Annotated in this window: 18 protein-coding genes and 1 pseudogene; 10 read left to right on the plus strand and 9 right to left on the minus strand. The window is 63.0% G+C overall.

Features of this window, described 5'->3' with window-relative positions; all coding sequences use genetic code 11:
- Nucleotides 1-18: 18 nt before the first annotated feature.
- Entirely contained in the window at nt 19-1,113 is a 1,095-nt protein-coding gene (locus JWP26_RS06370) for a ring-opening amidohydrolase (RefSeq protein WP_299724847.1), read from the minus strand.
- Nucleotides 1,114-1,335: 222 nt separating this feature from the next.
- On the opposite strand from JWP26_RS06370, the gene JWP26_RS06375 reads away from it, so the two are divergent.
- The 3 genes from JWP26_RS06375 (at nt 1,336) to JWP26_RS06385 (ending at nt 4,079) form a co-directional block, all read left to right on the plus strand.
- The gene (locus JWP26_RS06375) at nt 1,336-1,998 is read left to right on the plus strand and encodes a GntR family transcriptional regulator (protein ID WP_299724849.1); all 663 of its coding nucleotides are present in this window, start codon (nt 1,336-1,338) and stop codon (nt 1,996-1,998) included.
- A 93-nt stretch (nt 1,999-2,091) separates the two neighbouring features.
- Nucleotides 2,092-3,315, plus strand: coding sequence for a CoA transferase (locus JWP26_RS06380; protein ID WP_299724851.1), 1,224 nt, complete (start codon nt 2,092-2,094; stop codon nt 3,313-3,315).
- A complete protein-coding gene (locus JWP26_RS06385) occupies nt 3,312-4,079 on the plus strand; it encodes an enoyl-CoA hydratase (protein WP_299724853.1) in 768 nt (255 codons plus the stop codon). The genes JWP26_RS06380 and JWP26_RS06385 overlap by 4 nt, the downstream gene beginning before the upstream one ends.
- Here the strand turns inward: JWP26_RS06385 and JWP26_RS06390 are convergent, their stop codons facing one another.
- Nucleotides 4,080-5,270, minus strand: coding sequence for an aminotransferase class V-fold PLP-dependent enzyme (locus tag JWP26_RS06390; protein WP_299724855.1), 1,191 nt, complete (start codon nt 5,268-5,270; stop codon nt 4,080-4,082). It lies immediately after the preceding gene.
- Nucleotides 5,271-5,433: 163 nt separating this feature from the next.
- On the opposite strand from JWP26_RS06390, the gene JWP26_RS06395 reads away from it, so the two are divergent.
- Nucleotides 5,434-6,156 carry a GntR family transcriptional regulator gene (locus JWP26_RS06395; RefSeq protein ID WP_299724857.1) on the plus strand — a complete coding sequence of 241 codons (723 nt, stop codon included), beginning with the start codon at nt 5,434-5,436 and terminating at the stop codon, nt 6,154-6,156.
- A gap of 108 nt (nt 6,157-6,264) precedes the next feature.
- Here the strand turns inward: JWP26_RS06395 and JWP26_RS06400 are convergent, their stop codons facing one another.
- Nucleotides 6,265-6,657 (minus strand): helix-turn-helix domain-containing protein, encoded by a 393-nt coding sequence (locus tag JWP26_RS06400; protein WP_299724859.1) that lies wholly within the window; start codon nt 6,655-6,657, stop codon nt 6,265-6,267.
- A gap of 125 nt (nt 6,658-6,782) precedes the next feature.
- Here JWP26_RS06400 and JWP26_RS06405 point away from each other — a divergent pair, with 125 nt between their 5' ends.
- A complete protein-coding gene (locus JWP26_RS06405; protein WP_299724861.1) occupies nt 6,783-7,631 on the plus strand; it encodes an SDR family oxidoreductase in 849 nt (282 codons plus the stop codon).
- A 21-nt stretch (nt 7,632-7,652) separates the two neighbouring features.
- Nucleotides 7,653-8,663, plus strand: coding sequence for an LLM class flavin-dependent oxidoreductase (locus JWP26_RS06410; protein WP_299724863.1), 1,011 nt, complete (start codon nt 7,653-7,655; stop codon nt 8,661-8,663).
- A gap of 128 nt (nt 8,664-8,791) precedes the next feature.
- Here JWP26_RS06410 and JWP26_RS06415 read toward each other — a convergent pair whose 3' ends face one another.
- The gene (locus tag JWP26_RS06415) at nt 8,792-9,634 is read right to left on the minus strand and encodes a helix-turn-helix domain-containing protein (RefSeq protein ID WP_299724865.1); all 843 of its coding nucleotides are present in this window, start codon (nt 9,632-9,634) and stop codon (nt 8,792-8,794) included.
- Between the two features lie 56 nt (nt 9,635-9,690).
- Between JWP26_RS06415 and JWP26_RS06420 the strand changes: the two genes are divergently transcribed.
- On the plus strand, nt 9,691-10,671 hold the full coding sequence (locus JWP26_RS06420; RefSeq protein WP_299724867.1) for a glycerophosphodiester phosphodiesterase family protein: 981 nt from the start codon (nt 9,691-9,693) through the stop codon (nt 10,669-10,671).
- A 316-nt stretch (nt 10,672-10,987) separates the two neighbouring features.
- Here the strand turns inward: JWP26_RS06420 and JWP26_RS06425 are convergent, their stop codons facing one another.
- Complete coding sequence (locus tag JWP26_RS06425) at nt 10,988-11,599, minus strand: NAD(P)H-dependent oxidoreductase (protein ID WP_299724869.1); 612 nt, start codon at nt 11,597-11,599, stop codon at nt 10,988-10,990.
- A gap of 77 nt (nt 11,600-11,676) precedes the next feature.
- On the opposite strand from JWP26_RS06425, the gene JWP26_RS06430 reads away from it, so the two are divergent.
- Complete coding sequence (locus JWP26_RS06430; RefSeq protein ID WP_299724871.1) at nt 11,677-12,312, plus strand: TetR/AcrR family transcriptional regulator; 636 nt, start codon at nt 11,677-11,679, stop codon at nt 12,310-12,312.
- A gap of 616 nt (nt 12,313-12,928) precedes the next feature.
- Here JWP26_RS06430 and JWP26_RS06435 read toward each other — a convergent pair.
- The 4 genes and pseudogenes from JWP26_RS06435 to JWP26_RS06455 all read right to left on the minus strand — a co-directional run bounded on the left by JWP26_RS06435 (nt 12,929) and on the right by JWP26_RS06455 (nt 15,491).
- Entirely contained in the window at nt 12,929-13,429 is a 501-nt protein-coding gene (locus JWP26_RS06435) for a tetratricopeptide repeat protein (RefSeq protein WP_299724873.1), read from the minus strand.
- Nucleotides 13,426-14,024: pseudogene (locus JWP26_RS06440) on the minus strand (NAD(P)H-dependent oxidoreductase). Before JWP26_RS06440 ends, JWP26_RS06435 begins: the two are co-directional and overlap by 4 nt.
- Before the next feature lie 175 nt (nt 14,025-14,199).
- Nucleotides 14,200-14,676 (minus strand): anthrone oxygenase family protein, encoded by a 477-nt coding sequence (locus tag JWP26_RS06450; protein ID WP_299724875.1) that lies wholly within the window; start codon nt 14,674-14,676, stop codon nt 14,200-14,202.
- Nucleotides 14,673-15,491: an NAD(P)H-binding protein gene (locus JWP26_RS06455; RefSeq protein ID WP_299724877.1), complete on the minus strand. Its 819-nt coding sequence runs from the start codon at nt 15,489-15,491 to the stop codon at nt 14,673-14,675. Before JWP26_RS06455 ends, JWP26_RS06450 begins: the two co-directional genes overlap by 4 nt.
- Before the next feature lie 95 nt (nt 15,492-15,586).
- On the opposite strand from JWP26_RS06455, the gene JWP26_RS06460 reads away from it, so the two are divergent.
- Nucleotides 15,587-16,222: a TetR/AcrR family transcriptional regulator gene (locus JWP26_RS06460; protein WP_299724879.1), complete on the plus strand. Its 636-nt coding sequence runs from the start codon at nt 15,587-15,589 to the stop codon at nt 16,220-16,222.
- Between the two features lie 1,013 nt (nt 16,223-17,235).
- A partial coding sequence (locus tag JWP26_RS06470; RefSeq protein WP_299724881.1) for an SDR family oxidoreductase occupies nt 17,236-18,125 on the plus strand: 890 nt, incomplete at its 3' end.

Genomic DNA, 18,125 nt, shown 5'->3' on the forward strand with positions numbered 1-18,125 from the left:
ACTGTCTCTGTGGGCCGATCAGGCGTTGCGTTCGGCGATCAGGGCGATCATGCCGCCGCCATCGGGGCCCTGGTGCTCGGCGCCGCCGGAAACAAACAGGGCGGTGTCGTTGACCACGCTGGCCACGACGGCGCCGACGGCGGCGCGGATGTGGCGCTGGGGGTCGATGTCGCCGTCATTGAGCATGGTGTGGCCGCGGCCACGGATCTTGCCGTCGCGCGAGGCCTCGCATTTGACGAAGCCGGCGCGCAGGCGTTTTGCGTCCGCCGCACTGACTTGCGGGCTGGCGGGGAGACCGAGATCGGCGAGTGCGCGGTAAATGCCGGCGGTGTCGAGTGCGTCGTTCATGGCTGCGTGCGCAATGGCGAGCGGGCCGGACCATGCCGAACTCATGCCGATGACAATCACCTCATTGCCGCGCACTTCGACGCCGGCCGAACAACTGGCGACGGACGAGAACTGGCTGAAATCGTTGAGGACCGGGGCCTCCAGCCCCGCCGACTCACCCAAAGCCTTGGCGACGCCGAGCGCCGAGCCGGCGCGGCCATAGCTCATCAGCTTGCCGGGATTGTCGGTGACCGGCGGCGTGCCGGCATAGCGGTCGGCGATGATTTCGGCCAGCGTGAAAGCCGGTCCCTTGGTCTGCACGAAATGAACGTCTGCGCGATCGATCTTGGCCGCAGCCATAGCGTGTTCGACTGCAGCCGCCGTCAGGTCGATCTGGCGCTGGCGGCCGATATCGTGGGGATGGAAATCTGGGGTAAAGGCCACTCCGATCGCCAGCGACTTGCCGCCGCTATCAGGGGTCTCGTCCGCCACGGCAGTGAACACGCTGTAGTGGGGCGACAGCACCCCCTCGACGCCGCCCGAGAACACGAATGGAACACGGGCGCGCACGGCCTCCGGCGTATCGCCGGTCTTTTCGGCGATTAGCAGCGCCAGCGATAGCGTGAGGTAGCCGCGCGTATAATCGTTGACGAGGCCATTGCCATGCGTCTTGCCAATCACCGCCACGATAGTCTTGGGGTCGATCCGGCCAGTGTCGATGGCTTGGCGCAGGCCCGATACATCGCCGGGATCGGGCAGGGCAAACCGCACTACGTCTGCGCGCAAAACAGCCTCCAAAGTAATAACATTAGACCTTAGGGGACAGAGGTCTGATCTCTCGATAGTAGCGATATGTTTTGCCCAAGCGCAAGAGTGTCGTTTAGGTCTTTCGTCGCAGTCCGGTGCCTGCCGCGATGCCAAGACGCGCCGAACGGCACCGGGCGCGTGGCTTGTATGCCCGCCCGGTTTTGTGCCAGAAGGGCGCAGATTTTCGAGCGGAGAACGGCCTTGTCATCGACGCTGCTGCAACAGGGGGCGCTGCACCTCAATGTGAGCGACGCGCTGCGTGACATGATCGTCGCCGGCGATCTGGCGCCGGGCAGCAAGGTGCGCGAACCCGAACTGTGCGAGCGCTTTGGCATCTCCCGTACGCCGCTGCGCGAAGCCCTCAAGGTGCTGGCCTCCGAAGGCCTGATCCAACTCATGCCGCGCCGCGGTGCCTATGTGGCGCAGATCACCCAGGCCGAAATCGATGAGCTTTTTCCCATCATGGCGGCGTTGGAGGCCCTGGCTGGCGAACTGGCGGTCGCACGCCTGACCGACAAGGACATCTCCAAGTTCCGCAAGCTGCATGACCAGCTATTCGGCTGCCATGTCTCCGGCAACGAAAAGGACTATCTGCGGCTCAATCGCGAAATCCATCGTGAGCTGTTCACCGTGGCCGCCAATAGCGCGCTGCAGGCCATGTATGAGCAATTGCTGGTGCGCACCCATGCCGTGCGCTTCGTCGCCCGCAAGTCATCCGAGCAATGGGGCCGCGCCGTCGAGGATCACCGTGCCATCCTCGCCGCCATCGAGGAACGAGACGGCAAACGACTGGCCGAGTTGCTGCGCGACCATCTGTTGGGCACTGCGTCCGATGTGGCGCGCCAAACGCTGACCAAGCAATAGCGATTCCGTAGCATTCGCGTCGCCTTGCTGTCAGCATTTGCAATCCTTTTCGATCTGAATTATGAATGCAAAATTCAGATTCGGAGTTTTGCCATGCCTCTTTCGGAAGCCGACACGGCCCAGCCCAAACTGCCTCTGCCGCTCGCCGGCATGCGGGTGCTCGATGTCAGCCAGGTGATGGCCGGACCGTTTTGCTGCATGCTGCTGGGTGATCTGGGCGCCGATGTCATCAAGGTCGAACCGCCCGAGGGCGGCGACCAGACGCGCCGCGCCATGGGCTTCAAGCTAAAGGGCGACGACAGCCTGGGCTTTCTCAACATGAACCGCAACAAGCGCTCGATCACGCTGGATCTCAAGAGCCCCGAAGGCCGCGCGGTATTTTACAAGCTTGCCGAGACTGCCGATGTCATCGTCGAGAACTACCGGCCCGGCGTGATGAAAAAGCTGGGCATCGACTATCCCACCATCAAGGCGATCAACCCCAAAATCATCTATGCCAGTATTTCGGGCTTCGGCCAGACCGGGCCCTGGGCCGATCGGCCAGGCTTCGACCTGATCGCCCAGGCTGCAGCCGGCGTCATGAGCATCACCGGCCATCCCGGTGGCGCTCCGGCCAAATCCGGCGTACCGGTCACCGATATCGGCTGCTCGCTGTTCGCGGTCTACGCCATCCTCTCGGCCTATATCGGCCGCCAGGCGAGCGGGCAGGGGCAATATATCGATGCCTCGCTGTTCGAGGCGGGTCTCGCCTTCGCCATATGGGACATTTCCGAATTCTGGGGCACCGGGCGCATTCCCCAGCGCATCGGCACCGGCAATCGCATGGCCGCGCCCTATCAGGCGGTGAGTTGCGCTGACGGGTATTTCGTCTTCGGCGCCAATAATGACCGGCTGTGGCTGCGGCTTTGCGAGGCAATCGCCCGGCCCGACCTGCCCAACAATCCGGCCTACAAGACCAATGCGGATCGCCTCGCCAATCGCGAGGCGCTCATCACCGATCTCGAAACCACCTTCGCCCAGGCCGGCAAGGAGGAATGGGTCGAACGCCTACTTGCCGTCGGCATTCCGGCTGGCCCCATCAACGATTACAGCGAGGCGCTCAACAACCCGCATGTCGAGGCGCGCCACGCGGTGATGGAAATCGATCATCCGGTGGAAGGCCGGGTGCGCAATATCGGCTTCCCGGTCAAGCTGGGTGGCACGCCCCAGCAAGTCCGCCGCCACCCGCCACGACTGGGCGAGCACAATGCCGAGATTTTCGCCGAACTCGGCATCGCGCCCGAACAGGCAATGGCTGCGGCGGGACTGGCCAAATGAGCGAGGGCAAAGTCACGCTCTCGATCGAGGGCGCCGTTGCCACGGTATGGTTCGACCATGCCGTGGCGTACAACGCCATGACCTTTGCGATGTATGCCCAACTGGCCGAGGCTTGCACGCAGATCGCCGCGACGCCCGGCCTGCGGGCCGCGGCCTTCCGGGGCAGAGGCAAGGCCTTCGTGGCCGGTACCGATATTCGGGAGTTCCTCGATTTCACCGGTGCCGAGGACGGGCTCGCCTATGAGCAGCGCATCGAGACCGGCATTGCCCAGATCGAGGCACTGCCGGTGCCGACCTTGGCCATTATCGATGGCGCCGCGATGGGCGGAGGCCTGGTCATAGCAGCCGCCTGTGACTTGCGGCTAGTGTCCACGCGCTCCCGCTTCGGCGTGCCGATCGCCCGCACGGTCGGCAATTGCCTGTCGGGGCGCAATGTCGCGCGCCTCGTGGAGAGTTTCGGCCTTGGACCGGTGCGGGCCATGCTGCTGCTGGCGCAGATCCTGCAGCCCGAGCAGGCCGTGGCCTCGGGTTTCGCATTCGAGGCGGTCGAACCCGAAGTCATCGACTTTCGCGCTGCCGAACTGCTCGGCATCCTTCTCGCCAACGCCCCGCTGTCCATCGCTGCCGGGCGCCAGGCTATCCGCCTCGCCGCGCGTGGCGGTGACGATAGCGAGATGATCCGCCGGGTCTATGGCAGCGCCGATTTCAAGGAAGGTGTGCGCGCTTTCGTGGAAAAGCGCGCGCCGGTTTGGACGGGGCGCTGATTACAGCGTCTCGGTCAACACAGCCATTGCGGCCTCAATGCCGCTGGCGGATGGTTTGACCCCATAAGCGATCAAACCCATCTGCACTCCCGCCAACGTGGCGATCAGCATCATGTCGTTGAAATCGCCGAGATGGCCGATGCGGAAGACGCGGTCCTTGAGCTTGGACAGCCCGTTGCCGAGCGACATGTTGACCCGCTCGACCATATGCGCCCGGAAGCCATCGGCGCTGACCCCTTCGGGCATCACCACGGCGGTCAGTACATTGGATTGATGTTCGGGTTCGATGCACAGCACTTCGAGGCCCCATGCCTCGACGGCGGCGCGTGTCGCACGGGCATGTCGGGCATGGCGGTTGAACACGTTTTCCATGCCCTCCTGCGCCAGCAGGTCCAGCGCAGTACGCAGGGCGAACAGCAGGTTGGTGGCGGGTGTATACGGAAATTGCCCGGTCAACGGCGCCGGGCGCATCGTCTCCCAATCGAAATAGGACCGTGGCATGCGCGCGGTTTCGGACGCCGCCCTCGCCTTGGGACCATAGGAATTGAAGCCCAGGCCCGGCGGCAACATCAGGCCCTTCTGAGAGCCGGCAATGGTCACGTCAACGCCCCATTCGTCTTGCCGATAATCGACCGAACCGAGCGAACTGATGGTGTCGACCAGCAGCAGGGCCGGGTGCCCCGCAGCATCGATGGCCGCGCGGACGGCCGCGATGTCGCTCGTCGCTCCGGTCGAGGTTTCGTTGTGCACGACGCAGACGGCCTTGATGGTGTGGGCCTTGTCCTGCCGCAACCGCGCGCCGATAGCCTCCGGATCAACTGCCTTGCGCCAGTCGCCCGGGAGCAGTTCGGCGTTGAGGCCCAGTTGCTTGGCGAGCTTGTACCAAAGCGTCGCGAAATGGCCGGTCTCGGCCATCAGCACCGCATCGCCCGGCGATGTCACGTTGACGAGCGCAGCCTCCCAGGCGCCGGTCCCCGAGGAGGGGAAGATGACGACGTCGTCGCTGGTGCCAAAAATCGGCTTGAGGTCATCCAGCAATGTCTTGGCGAACGCCGCGAAAGCCTCGCCGCGGTGATCGATCGTCGGCTGCGCCATGGCCGCCAGCACTTTTGGCGGAACATTGGAGGGCCCGGGAATCTGCAGGAGCTGCCAGCCCGGGAAATAGGGCTTCGCGTTCGCCAGTGCATTCATTTGGCCGTCCTCCAACGATGTGCGGTTTCGATCGGCGCGGAGATTTCGGCGCGATCGGTAGCATCGGTCTACACCATAATGAATTTTGAATGCAATATGAACGAATGGCGAAATGGACTTCATCGGAGTGACGGGTTACCGAGGATGGGAATGGAAAGGATCGTTGGCAATTCAGATGCTCGAAGCCGGCCCGGAAATCATCGAGAGCCTTCCGCAGGGCGAGACCCGCATCCCCAGGCAAAACCTGCACTCCGAGGTTTTGGCGCTGTTGCGCGCCGCCATCATGGAGAACCAGTTCAAGCCGAAGGAGCGGCTCAACGAACGGCTGTTGTGCGAGCGCTTCGGCATTTCGCGCACGCCATTGCGCGAAGCGTTCAAGGTGCTGGCATCGGAGGGTCTGCTGACCCTGCTGCCCAATCGGGGCGCGGTGGTTACCAGCCTGTCGATCAAGGACTTCGAGGCGACGCTGGCGGTCATGGCGCATCTCGAGACCATGATCGGCGAGCAGGCGGCTATCAACAGCGACGCGCAAACCATCGCAACCATAAGGGCCTGGCATCACCAGATGTTCGCCCATTTCCTGCGTCGGGAAATGGCGCCATATTTCGAGCTCAACCAGAAAATCCACCTCAGCCTGGCCGCAGCCACCGGCAATGGCGTTCTGGTCTCGCTTTACACCAGTCTGAACACCAGGATCCTTCGCTATCGCTATCAGGCGAACCTGCAGCCCGAACGCTGGCAAGCCGCCGTCGAAGAGCATGAGGACATCCTGTCGGCGCTCATCTTGCGCGATGGCTCGCGTCTCGGGATCCTGCTTCGGCAGCACCTGCTGAACAAGGGTGCAGCCATCAAGGCTGGCCTCGAAGGGGCTGATCAGCCGGTATAGTTCAGAGGATTGGCGGATTTACGCATGTGTGCGCCTCAGCTCGAATGGGCGATTGCGATCGGTTCTATGACGCCAACAACATACTTGCGACAGCTCCGCCAATAAAGGCTATGCCGCTTTCACATCGTGTTCGATCTGCGCCGCTTCAATCCTGGGCTGCCAGTCGCGCGCCCATTTGGCCAGCACTTCGAGCGGCTCTTTGAGGGATTGCCCGGCCTCGGTCAGTTCATAGTCGACACGGGGTGGAATGGTCGCAAAGGCTGTACGCTTGACCAGGCCGTCGCGCTCGAGGCCGCGCAGGGTCAACGTCAGCATGCGATGCGACACGCCCGGCACGGTGCGCTGGATCACGGTGAAGCGCATGGGGCCATGCGATAGGCAGCCCACCACCAAGACGGTCCACTTGTCGCCGATCCGCTCGATGATCTGTCCAATCGCCTTGCAGTTCGCCGCGCCTTCCAATGCCTCATCTGCCGAGAGGCCCAGGATCGATCCACTCATGACTGGGCTCCATTACGATCACGCGTGTGCGTGAGGGAGAAAATCGTGCGTTCTTGTGCCGGACGTCGGTTACCGACATATCGTCACGCACAAAATGTTCGTAACGGCGAAAAGTGGAGACGGCAATGAAGATCGGCATTAGTGGTGCGAGCGGCAATCTGGGCAGGGCCGTGCTGGCGGAACTGGCAAATCGCGCTCCCCAACACAGTGTCGTCGCCATCTCGCGGACACCCGACGTCGTCGCTGGCGCCGTGGAAGCGAGGGCCGGCAACTATGATCATCCCGAAACGCTGGCGGCCGCCTATGCCGGTCTCGACCGCCTGCTGATCATTCCGTCCTCCGACATGCAGCCTGGCCAGCGGGGCACGCAGAACGTCGCCGCCATCGACGCAGCCGTGAGGGCCGGCGTCGGCCATGTCGTCCTGATGTCTGCCGCTGGTACACGGCATGAAGAAGAGCCGGCGGTTGGCGCCTCCTATTGGAAGGGCGAACAGCGCCTCATCGCCGTCGCCCCGGCCTGGACCATTCTCCGCATGAACTACTATGCCGAGTCGCTGGCCCAGGAAGTCCAGATGTCCGCTGGCACGGGCGTGCTGACTGGCCTTGCCGAGAACAAGGTCGCCTTCGTCTCGCGCGATGATGTCGCGGCGGCCGCAGCCGGAATCCTGGTCGGCGACGGTCACGTCGGCGCCATCTATACCGCGACGGGTCCCCGGAGCGTGACCGGGGCAGAGCGTGCGGCTGCGGCGGCGACTGCCACCGGCAAGCCCATGAGCTTCGGGATCATTACCGACGAGCAATTGCGCGCCGGTCTCGTGGGTGCTGGGATGCCGGAGGGCGTGGTCAACGCGGTAACGAGCATTCAGGCAGCCTTTGCCGCCGGTGCCATGGATATCGTGACGGGTGATGTCGAGCGTCTTGGCGGCCGACCGCCGAAGTCGCTGGACGTCGTGCTGCAGACGATTTTGGCCTGACGCTACAGGGGACGTTGAGCCATGGAACTGGGCCTCTACACCTTTGGCGACATGGTCGCCGACCCGCATACCGGCTTCAAACCGTCCCCGACCGAGCGGATGACACAGATGCTGGACTTGGCAAGGCTGGCGGAAGAGGCCGGCCTCGACATTATCGGGGTCGGCGAGCACCATGGCCTCGACTATGTGAACTCGGCCACCGCCACCATCATCGCGGCCATGGCCGCCGTGACCAAGACCATCCGCATCACCAGCGCCTCGACGCTGCTGAGCACGGCAGATCCGGTGCGCACTTTCCAGGAATTCGCAACCGCCGACCTGGTGTCCAAGGGAAGGGTGGAGATCGTGTTCGGCCGCGGTGCCTTCACCGACAATTTCCCGTTGTTCGGTATGGATCTGAAGGACTACGACGCGCTGTTCATCGAAAAGCTGAACCTGTTCGCCGAACTCAACAGCCATGATCACGTCAGTTGGTCCGGCAAATTTCGGTCGGCGTTGCGCGATGCCGAGATCGCCCCGCGTCCGACCCAAGGCAAACTGCCGGTTTCGATCGGGGCCGGCTCACCGGGCAGCGTGGTGCGCGCGGCGCAATTGGGTTATCCCCTGACGATGCCCGTGCTGGGCGGCTCATTTGCCGGCTATGCCCAGATGGCCCAGCTCTACCGTCAGGCTTGGACCGAGGCGGGACGCGATCCTGCATGGGCGAAGATATCGACCTTCGGCCACCTGCATGTCACCGAGACAGCGGAAGAGACCCAGCGGGACTTCTATCCCTATTATTCGGCCTATCTGCGGCCGATGTTTAGAGGCCCCATGCCGGTGGCGACCTATGCTCAGATGCTATCTCCGCAGGGCACGCTGATGGGTGGCAGTGTGCAACAGGTGGTCGACAAGATCCTGATCCTCAAGCACAGCGTCGGCAGCTCCCGCTTCGCGGGCCAGATCGATATCGGCGGTCAACCGTTCAAGGATATTGCCAGAGGCATCGAACTGTTTGCGACCAGGGTCGCACCCGCAGTACGCGCGGGCTGAAAGTGCCGTTGGGGCGTATCTAGACGAGGCTCCTCCGCGTCCTTTGGGCAACCCAGGATTTCAGCGGCGAGGGATGGGTGCCAGACAATCTCGTCGCCAAGGACCATACGCTGACTAGCGTCTATCTATCATGGCGCGACACGCTCGCTCGACACTCGATATTGTTTGGGCGAGCAGCCGAACAGAGCGCGAAAATCGCGGGTGAGATGGGCCTGGTCGAAATAGCCCAACTCGGCGGCAATGGCGGCGATACTGGCCTGGTCGGCTGAAGCGAGGCGCAGCGCCGTCTCCTGCAGGCGATAGCGGCGAACGACCCATTTGGGCGGAACCCCGACATAGTCATGGAACAGGCGCTGCACCTGGCGCAGGGTAACGCAAAACTGCTTGGCGATCGTTTCCACTCGCATTGGCCCGCCCGCTTGACGCATGGCGTCGACCATGGCCTCGACCAGATCGATGGCTGGATCGGCTAGCGGAACGGATGCGGCAAGAATCGATGTGAGAGCGCATATGACGTCCCCATCATCCTGTTCGCGCGACAGTGTCGCGATGAACTGCGTGTCAGCCATCCCGCTGACGAGCCGGGCGCTGGCGCTGCCGCCGGTCAGTGATGTGACCGGCCTATCGAGATACGGACGCAGGCCGCCAATGCGAAACCGCGATCCGACCACGCGGCCGGCGCCTTGCAACATATCCACCCGCAGGCCGGTATGAACCCCGAAGACCGAGGCCGAACCGGGTGCCACGATGAGGTTGGCCTGGGGCGAGGGCAGCAAGCGCTGCGGCTCGGTTCGCTCTGGAGTCAGGCTCCACTCGATGATGAAATGATTGTCGATGATATGCGCCAGTTCGGGGCTCGGTGGATAGCGGCGAACGCTGACACGCTCGGCGGCGCGACGCCGATCAAGGAAGCCCCTGGGCAGGGGCTCCGGCAAATCCGCCCTTTTGTCGCGTTTATCCAAGCCGGCCATTATCGCGTTCAATATCCTGCAATTGAGTGAGAAATCCGACACTTGAAGGGAAGCTTATGCGACGCCACCGGCTGCTGCTGAGTTTGATAGTGGCTGCCGCCATCATGGCAGGGGCCGGCTACCTGTTCAACGCGTCGTGGTTGGCGCCGAACCTGGATGGCACTCCAAAGCTTATGGCCCATCGCGGCGTGCACCAGAATTTCGACCGCGCCGGGCTGACTGACGAGACCTGCACAGCCACGCGAATCCGTGAGCCCATCCTCTCGGAAATCGAGAACACAATCGTGGCCATGCAGGCTGCATTCGACTTGGGCGCCAGTGTCGTCGAACTGGATGTGCAGCCGACGACCGACGGCCAGTTCGCGGTGTTTCACGACTGGACGCTCGATTGCCGCACTGATGGCGAGGGCGTAACGCGCGAGCACGACATGGCCTATCTCAAGGCGCTCGACATTGGCTATGGCTATACGGCCGATGGCGGCCGGACCTTTCCTTTGCGTGGCAAGGGCATTGGGCAAATGCCGTCGCTAGGCGAGGTCATTGCGGCCTTTCCAAACCGGCAATTCCTGATCAACTTCAAGTCCCGCGATCCGGCCGAAGGGGAGATGCTGGCGGCGATGATTGCCGATAACCCGTCGTGGCGGCTCGCCATCTGGGGCATCTATGGCGGGGCCGAGCCGACGCAATCCGCCTTGGCCAAGGTGGCAGGACTCAGAGGCTTTTCGACGACCAGTATCAAAGACTGTCTCGTGCCTTATCTGCTGCTGGGTTGGACCGGACACGTTCCGGCCGCATGCCGCGACACCATCGTGCCGCTGCCGATCAACTATGCCGGCTGGATGTGGGGTTGGCCCAACCGCTTTGTGCAGCGCATGCACGATGCCGGCAGCGTTGTTCTGCTGCGCGGACCCTATGGCGGCCCCGACGACAGCGATGGTATCGACACCATCCCGTATGCCGACGCCGTCCCCAAGGGGTTTCCAGACTATGTCTGGACCAATGACATCGCCGAAATCTTGCCGCATCTCAGGCAATGACACAGTGCCAGGATTGAACGCCCTGCTTGTTGCGGCGCGGCGAGGGTCGATGCCTGGGGGCCGCGTATACTAACCGATTTCAAGAGATATGGGGCGGGCGTAAAGCGTCAGCCGAGCGTCGGGTCACAAGCAGTGTCTATCGCGCGGACTGGCGCTCGATCGATTGAGCCAGAGAATCACGACCAGATGGCCACAAACGGACCCTCAAGGGCGTTGGACGTTCGTGAACGACCCGCAACTCCGTCGCATGGCGTCGAAGATGCTCCATGAGGCGGAGATCAAGCATTGTGCGGGCGCCTATAAGTGGGGAGACCACTCAAGCGGCGTCGCGCTGTTTTGATGCTGCAAAGAGGACGCGGCCGATCGAACGCGCGGTCTCGAAGTAAGTGCTCGGATCTTGCGCGTCCGATTGGAGCAGAAGTTCGGACGTCACGACACGCGCGCCGCAATAATCGAAGATTCCATGATCGATCTGCATCCTCATGGCGCCGAAATAACCGTGTCGTGCATAGGTTCGCTCGCTAGCGCCGCCAATAGCGATCAGATGGACTGGAAGTCGGCCCAGCTTTTTTATGAGCTTGGCGTCCGAGCGCTCATCATAAGCCCAGCCGTTGGTGAAGACCCGATCAATCCAGCCCTTCAGCAAGCCGGGCATCGACCACCAGTAGACGGGGTAGACCAGAACGAGAGCGTCGGCTCGATCGATCCGCTCCTGGTGGGTGACGACGTCGGCGGGGGGTGTCGCCCCCTGGAGATGGACAGCAATATCCGCGGCGGTGAATCGAGGGTCAAAACCTTCGGCGGCAAGATCGGCGACCTCGAAGGAATGTGTGCCATCGGCTTGCGACATGTCCTCAAGCACGTGGGCGGCAACGGCATGGGTGAGAGACTTTGGGTCGGGATGGGCGATGACGATGAGGGCGTGCATGGCGGTCTCCGGCAAACTGATTGCGGACGAAAGACGGGTCTTATATACTTTTGGTAAGTTACTTTTGGTATATAAATATGTCAAGCGTTGAGCCGCACGAACGAACTTCCAGTCCAGGGCCCCGCCACCGGCTCAAGCGGGCAGGGCGCCTCCGTCAGCTTCTCGATGTCGCATGGCAGATTGTCCGCGTTGACGGAACGGACGCGCTGACGCTCGGACATCTCGCCGAAACTGCCGGTGTTTCCAAGCCAGTTGTCTACAGCCATTTCGCGACACGGTCCGAGTTGTTGGCCGTGCTCTATCAGGACTTTGATCGGCGGCAGACGGCCGTGATGGACGCGGCGCTGCAGGCCAGCGAGACGACGCTGGAGAGCAAGGCTTCCGTCATTGCGTCGTCCTACGTGGAATGTGTCATTCGGCATGGGCGCGAAATTCCGGGCGTCATCGCGGCGCTGGCAGGTTCGCCGGAGCTTGAGAAAATTAAACGCGACTACGAGGCGGCATTCCTGAAGAAGTGCTGGGGCGTGCTTGCGCCATTTGCTGGAACGCCCACGCTTGCTCCGGCGGGGATGTGGGCCATGCTCGGGGCCGCCGAGCGCCTATCCTACGCCGCCGCGGCGGGGGACATTACGCAAGAGCAGGCCCGGGCCGAATTGTTCGAAACGATCGTTGCGATGATGTTCAGAACCGGGCGGCCCGGCTGTCCTGATTGACCACGCTGTACCGTTTGAGCCCCTGTTGTCGGCGGCGATGATGGTCACACATAGCAGGGCGCCAATCTCCTATCGCTTCACCGTTGCAAGTCCGAGAGCATTTCGTCGTGCTGCATCTGCTACCTTTCAGTGTCACTCAGCCAAGCCAGAGCTGCTGAGAGGATATGGGCACTCCCGTGATTGCAGCGAGTCGCTGGCCGGACGTCGCGCCGTACCGCCTCGCTGGGGCGAAGCCGTGCTGGTGCTGGCTGATTGCCCGCCGCCTTTTGCGTCGTGGCTACGCCGACCGTTTTCGACGCTGAAATTCCATCCACGGTGTAGCGGAGGCCGGACGCTGGCCAAAGCTGGCGGCATTGCGGGCGGGCATCGAGGCGGAGGCGGCGGTGCAGTTTGCGCTCGCCATCGAGAATGGCGAGGCTCCGGAAGGGTCGGGCGCGATGCTCGGCCATGTGAGTCTAGGCGACGTGCTCCAGCGATTTGGAAGCACGACCGCCGGTCTTCGTGCCGGCGGTCTACGCGTGGCTGAATGGATCGTCAAAGCAGGGCCTCAGGTGGTGACAATGACCGCGGCACTGCGGGTGCGATCTTGCGGGCGCTCGGCGTCGGAACAGAGTTGCTAATCCAGATCGTCTGAAAGGATTGCGTTCGCGTAGGTGGTCACGGACTTGCGGTACCGCGGAAGATGCGTGGCAAGGGCCGCGAGGGCGCGGGCTGCTGCCTCTCGCGGTCTGCCGGCGTCGATCAGGCTCAGGCAAAGAAAAGCCAAAACCGCGTCATCGAGTTCGTCGGATCGACCGACCTCCGCTTTCAGCAAGCCGACACTTTCCTCTAGTTCCCCCAGATTGCGCAGCGTGCTGGCCAATTGAATGACTGCCTGTCGCCTCACGTTTTCGGGGAGCTCGCCCGACAGGGCGCGGCGGTAAAGGATGGCGGCTTCCTGCTCCCGATCGAGAGCGTCATGCGCCGAAGCAAGCTCGAAGAGTGCCATGGGGTCCCCGGCGGGACGCACCGCAGCGAGGGCGCTCATTTCGGAGAGGAATGCATCCGGCGACAGTTTGCCAAATCGGTCCCAAAGAGCCTCGATACTGCGTTGCCAGGAAGTGTTGTCGTCGTTCATCCGGTGTGTCTCCCGCACAGCCGCGCGACGGCGCGGGCGATATTGGCCTCAAAGGCAGTTACCTTTGCGGCTGCCAGGTTTTCGGCGGCGTGGAGCGACAGCATCTCGAAGCGGGCCTGCGGCGCGCAGGCGCCGATCAGGGCAGTCTTGAGGATGCGCCTGTTGGGGTTGCGCATGATCAGGGCATCGATCCACCAAGGCGAACCAAGCGTCGTGATTACGAGGCAGGATTTGAGATTGGTCAGCAGCGGCTTGATCGGCGTGCCATGGGCGAAGGCAAAGCCGGGACTCCAGACCCGGTCGAACCAGCCTTTGAGCACTGCCGGCATGGAGAACCACCAGGTGGGGAAGACCAGCACCAGCGCATCGGCGGCGGCGAGACGCGCCTGCAGGCGGAGGACGTCGAAGCCGGGACGGGGCGTGTCGTAGTGGTGCGCGCGTTCCTCGGGGTGAGGAGCGGGGAAAAGCCTTCGGCATAGAGATCGAGGATATCAATATCGGCATCGCGGGCCGCAAGCGCGGCGATAGTGGTTTGGGCAAGGCTGGCGCAAAGACTGGACTCGAGCGGATGGGCGAGAACGAGGAGGGCCCGCATGTAAACTCCGAAGATCTGGACGGTCGCAGTGGAGCCATGGGCGGTGTGGCTTGTCCAGTCCGTGACATGGTGGCGCCCAGCCGGATGGTGATCCTTTTAGGGCAGCAAGAACCCGAAGTGGCAGGGCGATTTCATCGCGAGATACACTCTCGCTTCCATGGCGACGGCCTCAACGCTATGCCATGACCGCGATGGTGAGACAGCCAGCGGCCGCAACTGCTGCGAGGGCGCGGACCGAATTCCACCAAGTCCAGTCCGCCACATAACGCCCCCAAATCTCCGGTGCTTGCAGACCCTGGGGTTGCAACGAGGCCAGTGCGTCGTTCATCGGCACGTTGCAGGCCATGGTCACGGCAAAGGTTCCGGCGACGTAGAGCGCCGCGCCGGCAATCACGAGAAACTGCCGCGGATGCCCCCCGACCAGCACTGCGACGACCAGGGCGATGGCCAGAAGCGCCGTGCCCATGAAGACGCCCAGGAAGACCGGGTTGATCACGGTGATATTGACGGCCTGCATGGTGCCGATTCCGCTCGCCGCCGGCTGTCGCGCCAGGGCGGGCATGATGAAATTCGAGAAGGCGAAGAAAGTGCCGCCGATCAACGCGGCACCCAGTGCCGTGACCAGCGCCAGGATATTGGCCGGAGCGTTCATGCCGGCCTCCAGGCGCCACGCGCCGCTGCAGCCCGCGCATAATCGGCGAAGTCGCGCGCCGGCCGCCTCAGGGCACGCTGCACCCCGTCGGTCAGGGTCGCATTGCGGCCATCCAGCACCACGGTAAACAGCTCTTCGAGCAGCTCAATGACCTCGCCCGGGACCTCGCCTGCCTCAAGCCCTTCGACGAAATCCTGTGCCGATACCGTCTGGAACTGCACCGCTAGTCCAGACGCCTGGTTGATCGCCTCCACGGCCTCGGCAAAGGTCAGTAATCGCGGACCTGTCACCTCGTAGAGCTCGCCGATGTGATGCGGTTCCGTCAGCGCCGCGACGACCACGTCAGCGATATCGTCGGCATCGATGAAGGGCTCGCGAACCGCACTCACCGGCAGGGCAAGCTTGCCTCCCAGGATCATCGGAGCGAGCTGGCCCTCGTCGAAATTCTGGTTGAACCAACTGGCGCGGACCACCGTCCAATCCGCGCCCGACGCGATCAGGCGCTGTTCGCTGGCCTGTGCCTCGGGTTCGCCGCGGCCCGACAGCAACACCAGCCGCCTGACCCCCAGCGACACCGCCAAGGTGACAAAGTCCCCCACGGTATCGGCGGCGCCTTTGGCGGCGAGGTCGGGGTAATAAGTGATATAGGCGGCCTCGGCGCCATCGAGCGCTGGCGCCCAACTGGTGCGGTCGGTCCAGTCGAACCCGGTCCTTCGCGAGGCCGGCCGGGTGGGAAGGCCGCGCGCCGCCAGCCGTTCGGCGACGCGCCCGCCGGTCTTGCCTGTGCCGCCGACGACAACGATTGGCTTCTGCATTGGCCCACTCCAAAATATGAGGAAGTCTCGTATTGCAGAAGGTGATAAATCCTCATATTATGACTGTCAACGCGAAATATGAGAAAACCTCACATATGCCTGTGCCTGTTGTGGATCATCGGGAGAGCGGCGCCAGCGTTCGGCGCACGCCGCAGCAGCAGCGCAGCCGTGAGCGCGTCGAGCGCATCCTGTCGGCGGCCAAGGACCTCATTGCCCAAGGCGGCAGCGATGCGATGAAAATGGGAGAACTGGCCGAACGGGCCGGCGTCCCCATCGGCTCGCTCTACCAATATTTTCCCGACAAAGGGTCGGTGGTTCGCACGCTGGCGGAGCGATACAACGACGAGGGCCGCACCTGCATTCGCGACGGGCTGGATGGCGTTCGCGATGCGGATGGCCTTGCCAGTGCCTTTCGCGAACTGATCGATATCTATTACGGCCTATTCCTGGACGAGCCGGTCATGCGCGACATATGGTCGGGCACCCAGGCGGACAGAGCCTTGCAGGACATAGATATCGGCGACAGCCGCGAAAACGGACGGATATTGGCGGAGGCGCTCGCGCGCATTCGCCCAACGGGCGAGATCGGCGCGCTCTTCACCAAGGCCATGCTGGTAATGCATTTGGGCACTGCCACCATGCGCCTCGCCATCTCGGTCGACCGGTCCGAGGGAGACGCCCTGGTTGAGGCCTATATCCAGCTTGCGCTACGCGATCTGTTGAGTGCATGAGACCGCCGTTTAGCGAGCTGCTTCTTTCGACGACGGCGTTCGGCGGCACGTTCTATTTGTCCGGCCATGCGGCCAGTTCGTACCCTTTGGCCCGATGAAATCGAAGCGCCGGCGGCCGGGAAACACCGTAGATTGGCTTAACCATCGTGCCACCTGTACCATCGACCCATGACAGCATAGCGGGGTCAGCGTCGTAAGTGCCTTCACCTCTCGGTTCATGTGGGCTTGATCGGCATAGCCCGCATTCAGCGCCATCGCCGCAAGCCGGTTCGGGCGCGGGTCTCGCGCGCCACGCAGAAATCTCTGGACCCGCAGGACACGCTCGAGGGTTTTCGGGCCGTAGCCGAAATGCTGTTGGCTTCGCCGCGGCAACGTCCGTTCCCCGACGGTGATATCGCTGGCCCTGTCGCGGAGATTGGCCCCACTGGAGGAGACCGCGGCATTAGACCACGTGTCCGCCGGCCCGGCATATTGCCGCCAACGCAGCATTGCTGACGCGTATTTCTCGGACATCTGTGTTCTCGGTAGAAATTCCAGCGTGCAATGGTCGCGAGGCGATTTGTTCCGCGGCGGAATAGCTACCGCGAAAGCTATGTTCGGGCGGTTCACGTTTTGGGGCGTGGTCAGGAGAGGGAGATCTGGGGGCGTCCTTGATGGCCTTAGTCGGCCGACCCGTCGCGGACCGCCACTATCCGCTTCCAAATTGCTGGGGCGCGGTCGTCCTCGATGCGAAACCGCGCCAGCAGTTCCTCCGAGCGTCCCAATGTTCCGCTAGCCGCAGAGCCGCCGCCGCCCGGCCGCAAGCCAGATGCAGCTCCGAATAAGTTCGAACAGCTCTTCGCGATCGGCAGGAGTCATCCGCTCTCTCATAACCTTCCAACGGCGTTGGTGCGAAAAGGCTCTATCGCCGGACTGATAACTCCGGAAGTCCGGCGCTGATGGTGATCGGCGCGAGCGGAACCCCAGCGCTTGCAATGTCATTGCTGCCTGTAATCTCACACAGCGAGGACCCCATGACCGACCGCCTGAAGATGCAGGACCCCCGCAAGCAGTATCCCCGCCCGCCCTTCCCCAGGCAACCGCAACCGGCGCCCGGGCTGGCCCGAGAGATGGATCCTAAACCCGATCATGGCGAGCAAAGCTACAAGGGATCGGGGAGGCTGGCCGGCCGTAAAGCCCTCATCACCGGAGGCGACTCCGGCATAGGTCGAGCCGCCGCAATCGCTTATGCGCGCGAGGGCGCTGATGTCGCGATCGGCTATCTACCGGACGAGGAAGCTGACGCCAAAGAGGTCATCGCCCTGATCGAAGCGGAAGGTCGTAAGGCGCTCGGCTTGGCAGGGGATGTCAAGGATGAGGCGTGGTGCAAGGACATGGTGCGGCGCACCGTCGACGGTCTTGGCGGGCTCGACATTCTGGTGATCAATGCCGCCCGCCAACAGTTTCGCCAGTCCGTGGCTGAAGTCAGCACCGAGGATTTTGACCAGACCATGAAAACCAATCTTTATGCGCTGCACTGGATCGCCCAGGCGGCCGTGCCGCATCTGCCGCCGGGTGCGGCGATTATCACCACGGCATCGATCCAGGCCTATGAGCCTTCGCCGATCCTTCTGGACTACGCCACCACCAAGGCCGGCATCGTCGCCTACACCAAGGCGCTGGCCAAACAGGTAATCGAGAAGGGCATCCGCGCCAATGTCGTCGCGCCGGGCCCGTTCTGGACCGTGCTGCAGCCCAGCGGCGGCCAGCCCGATGAGAAGGTCCAGCAATTCGGCAAGGACAGCGATTTCGGCAGGCCCGGCCAGCCTGTCGAACTGGCTCCGGTCTATGTGCTGTTGGCGAGCCAGGAAGCCAGCTTCATCAACGGCGAGGTCTACGGCGTGACGGGCGGCAAGGGCATCGC

Origin of the sequence: Devosia sp. (genome assembly GCF_028290435.1) — a bacterium.
Classification (GTDB): Bacteria; Pseudomonadota; Alphaproteobacteria; order Rhizobiales; family Devosiaceae; genus Devosia.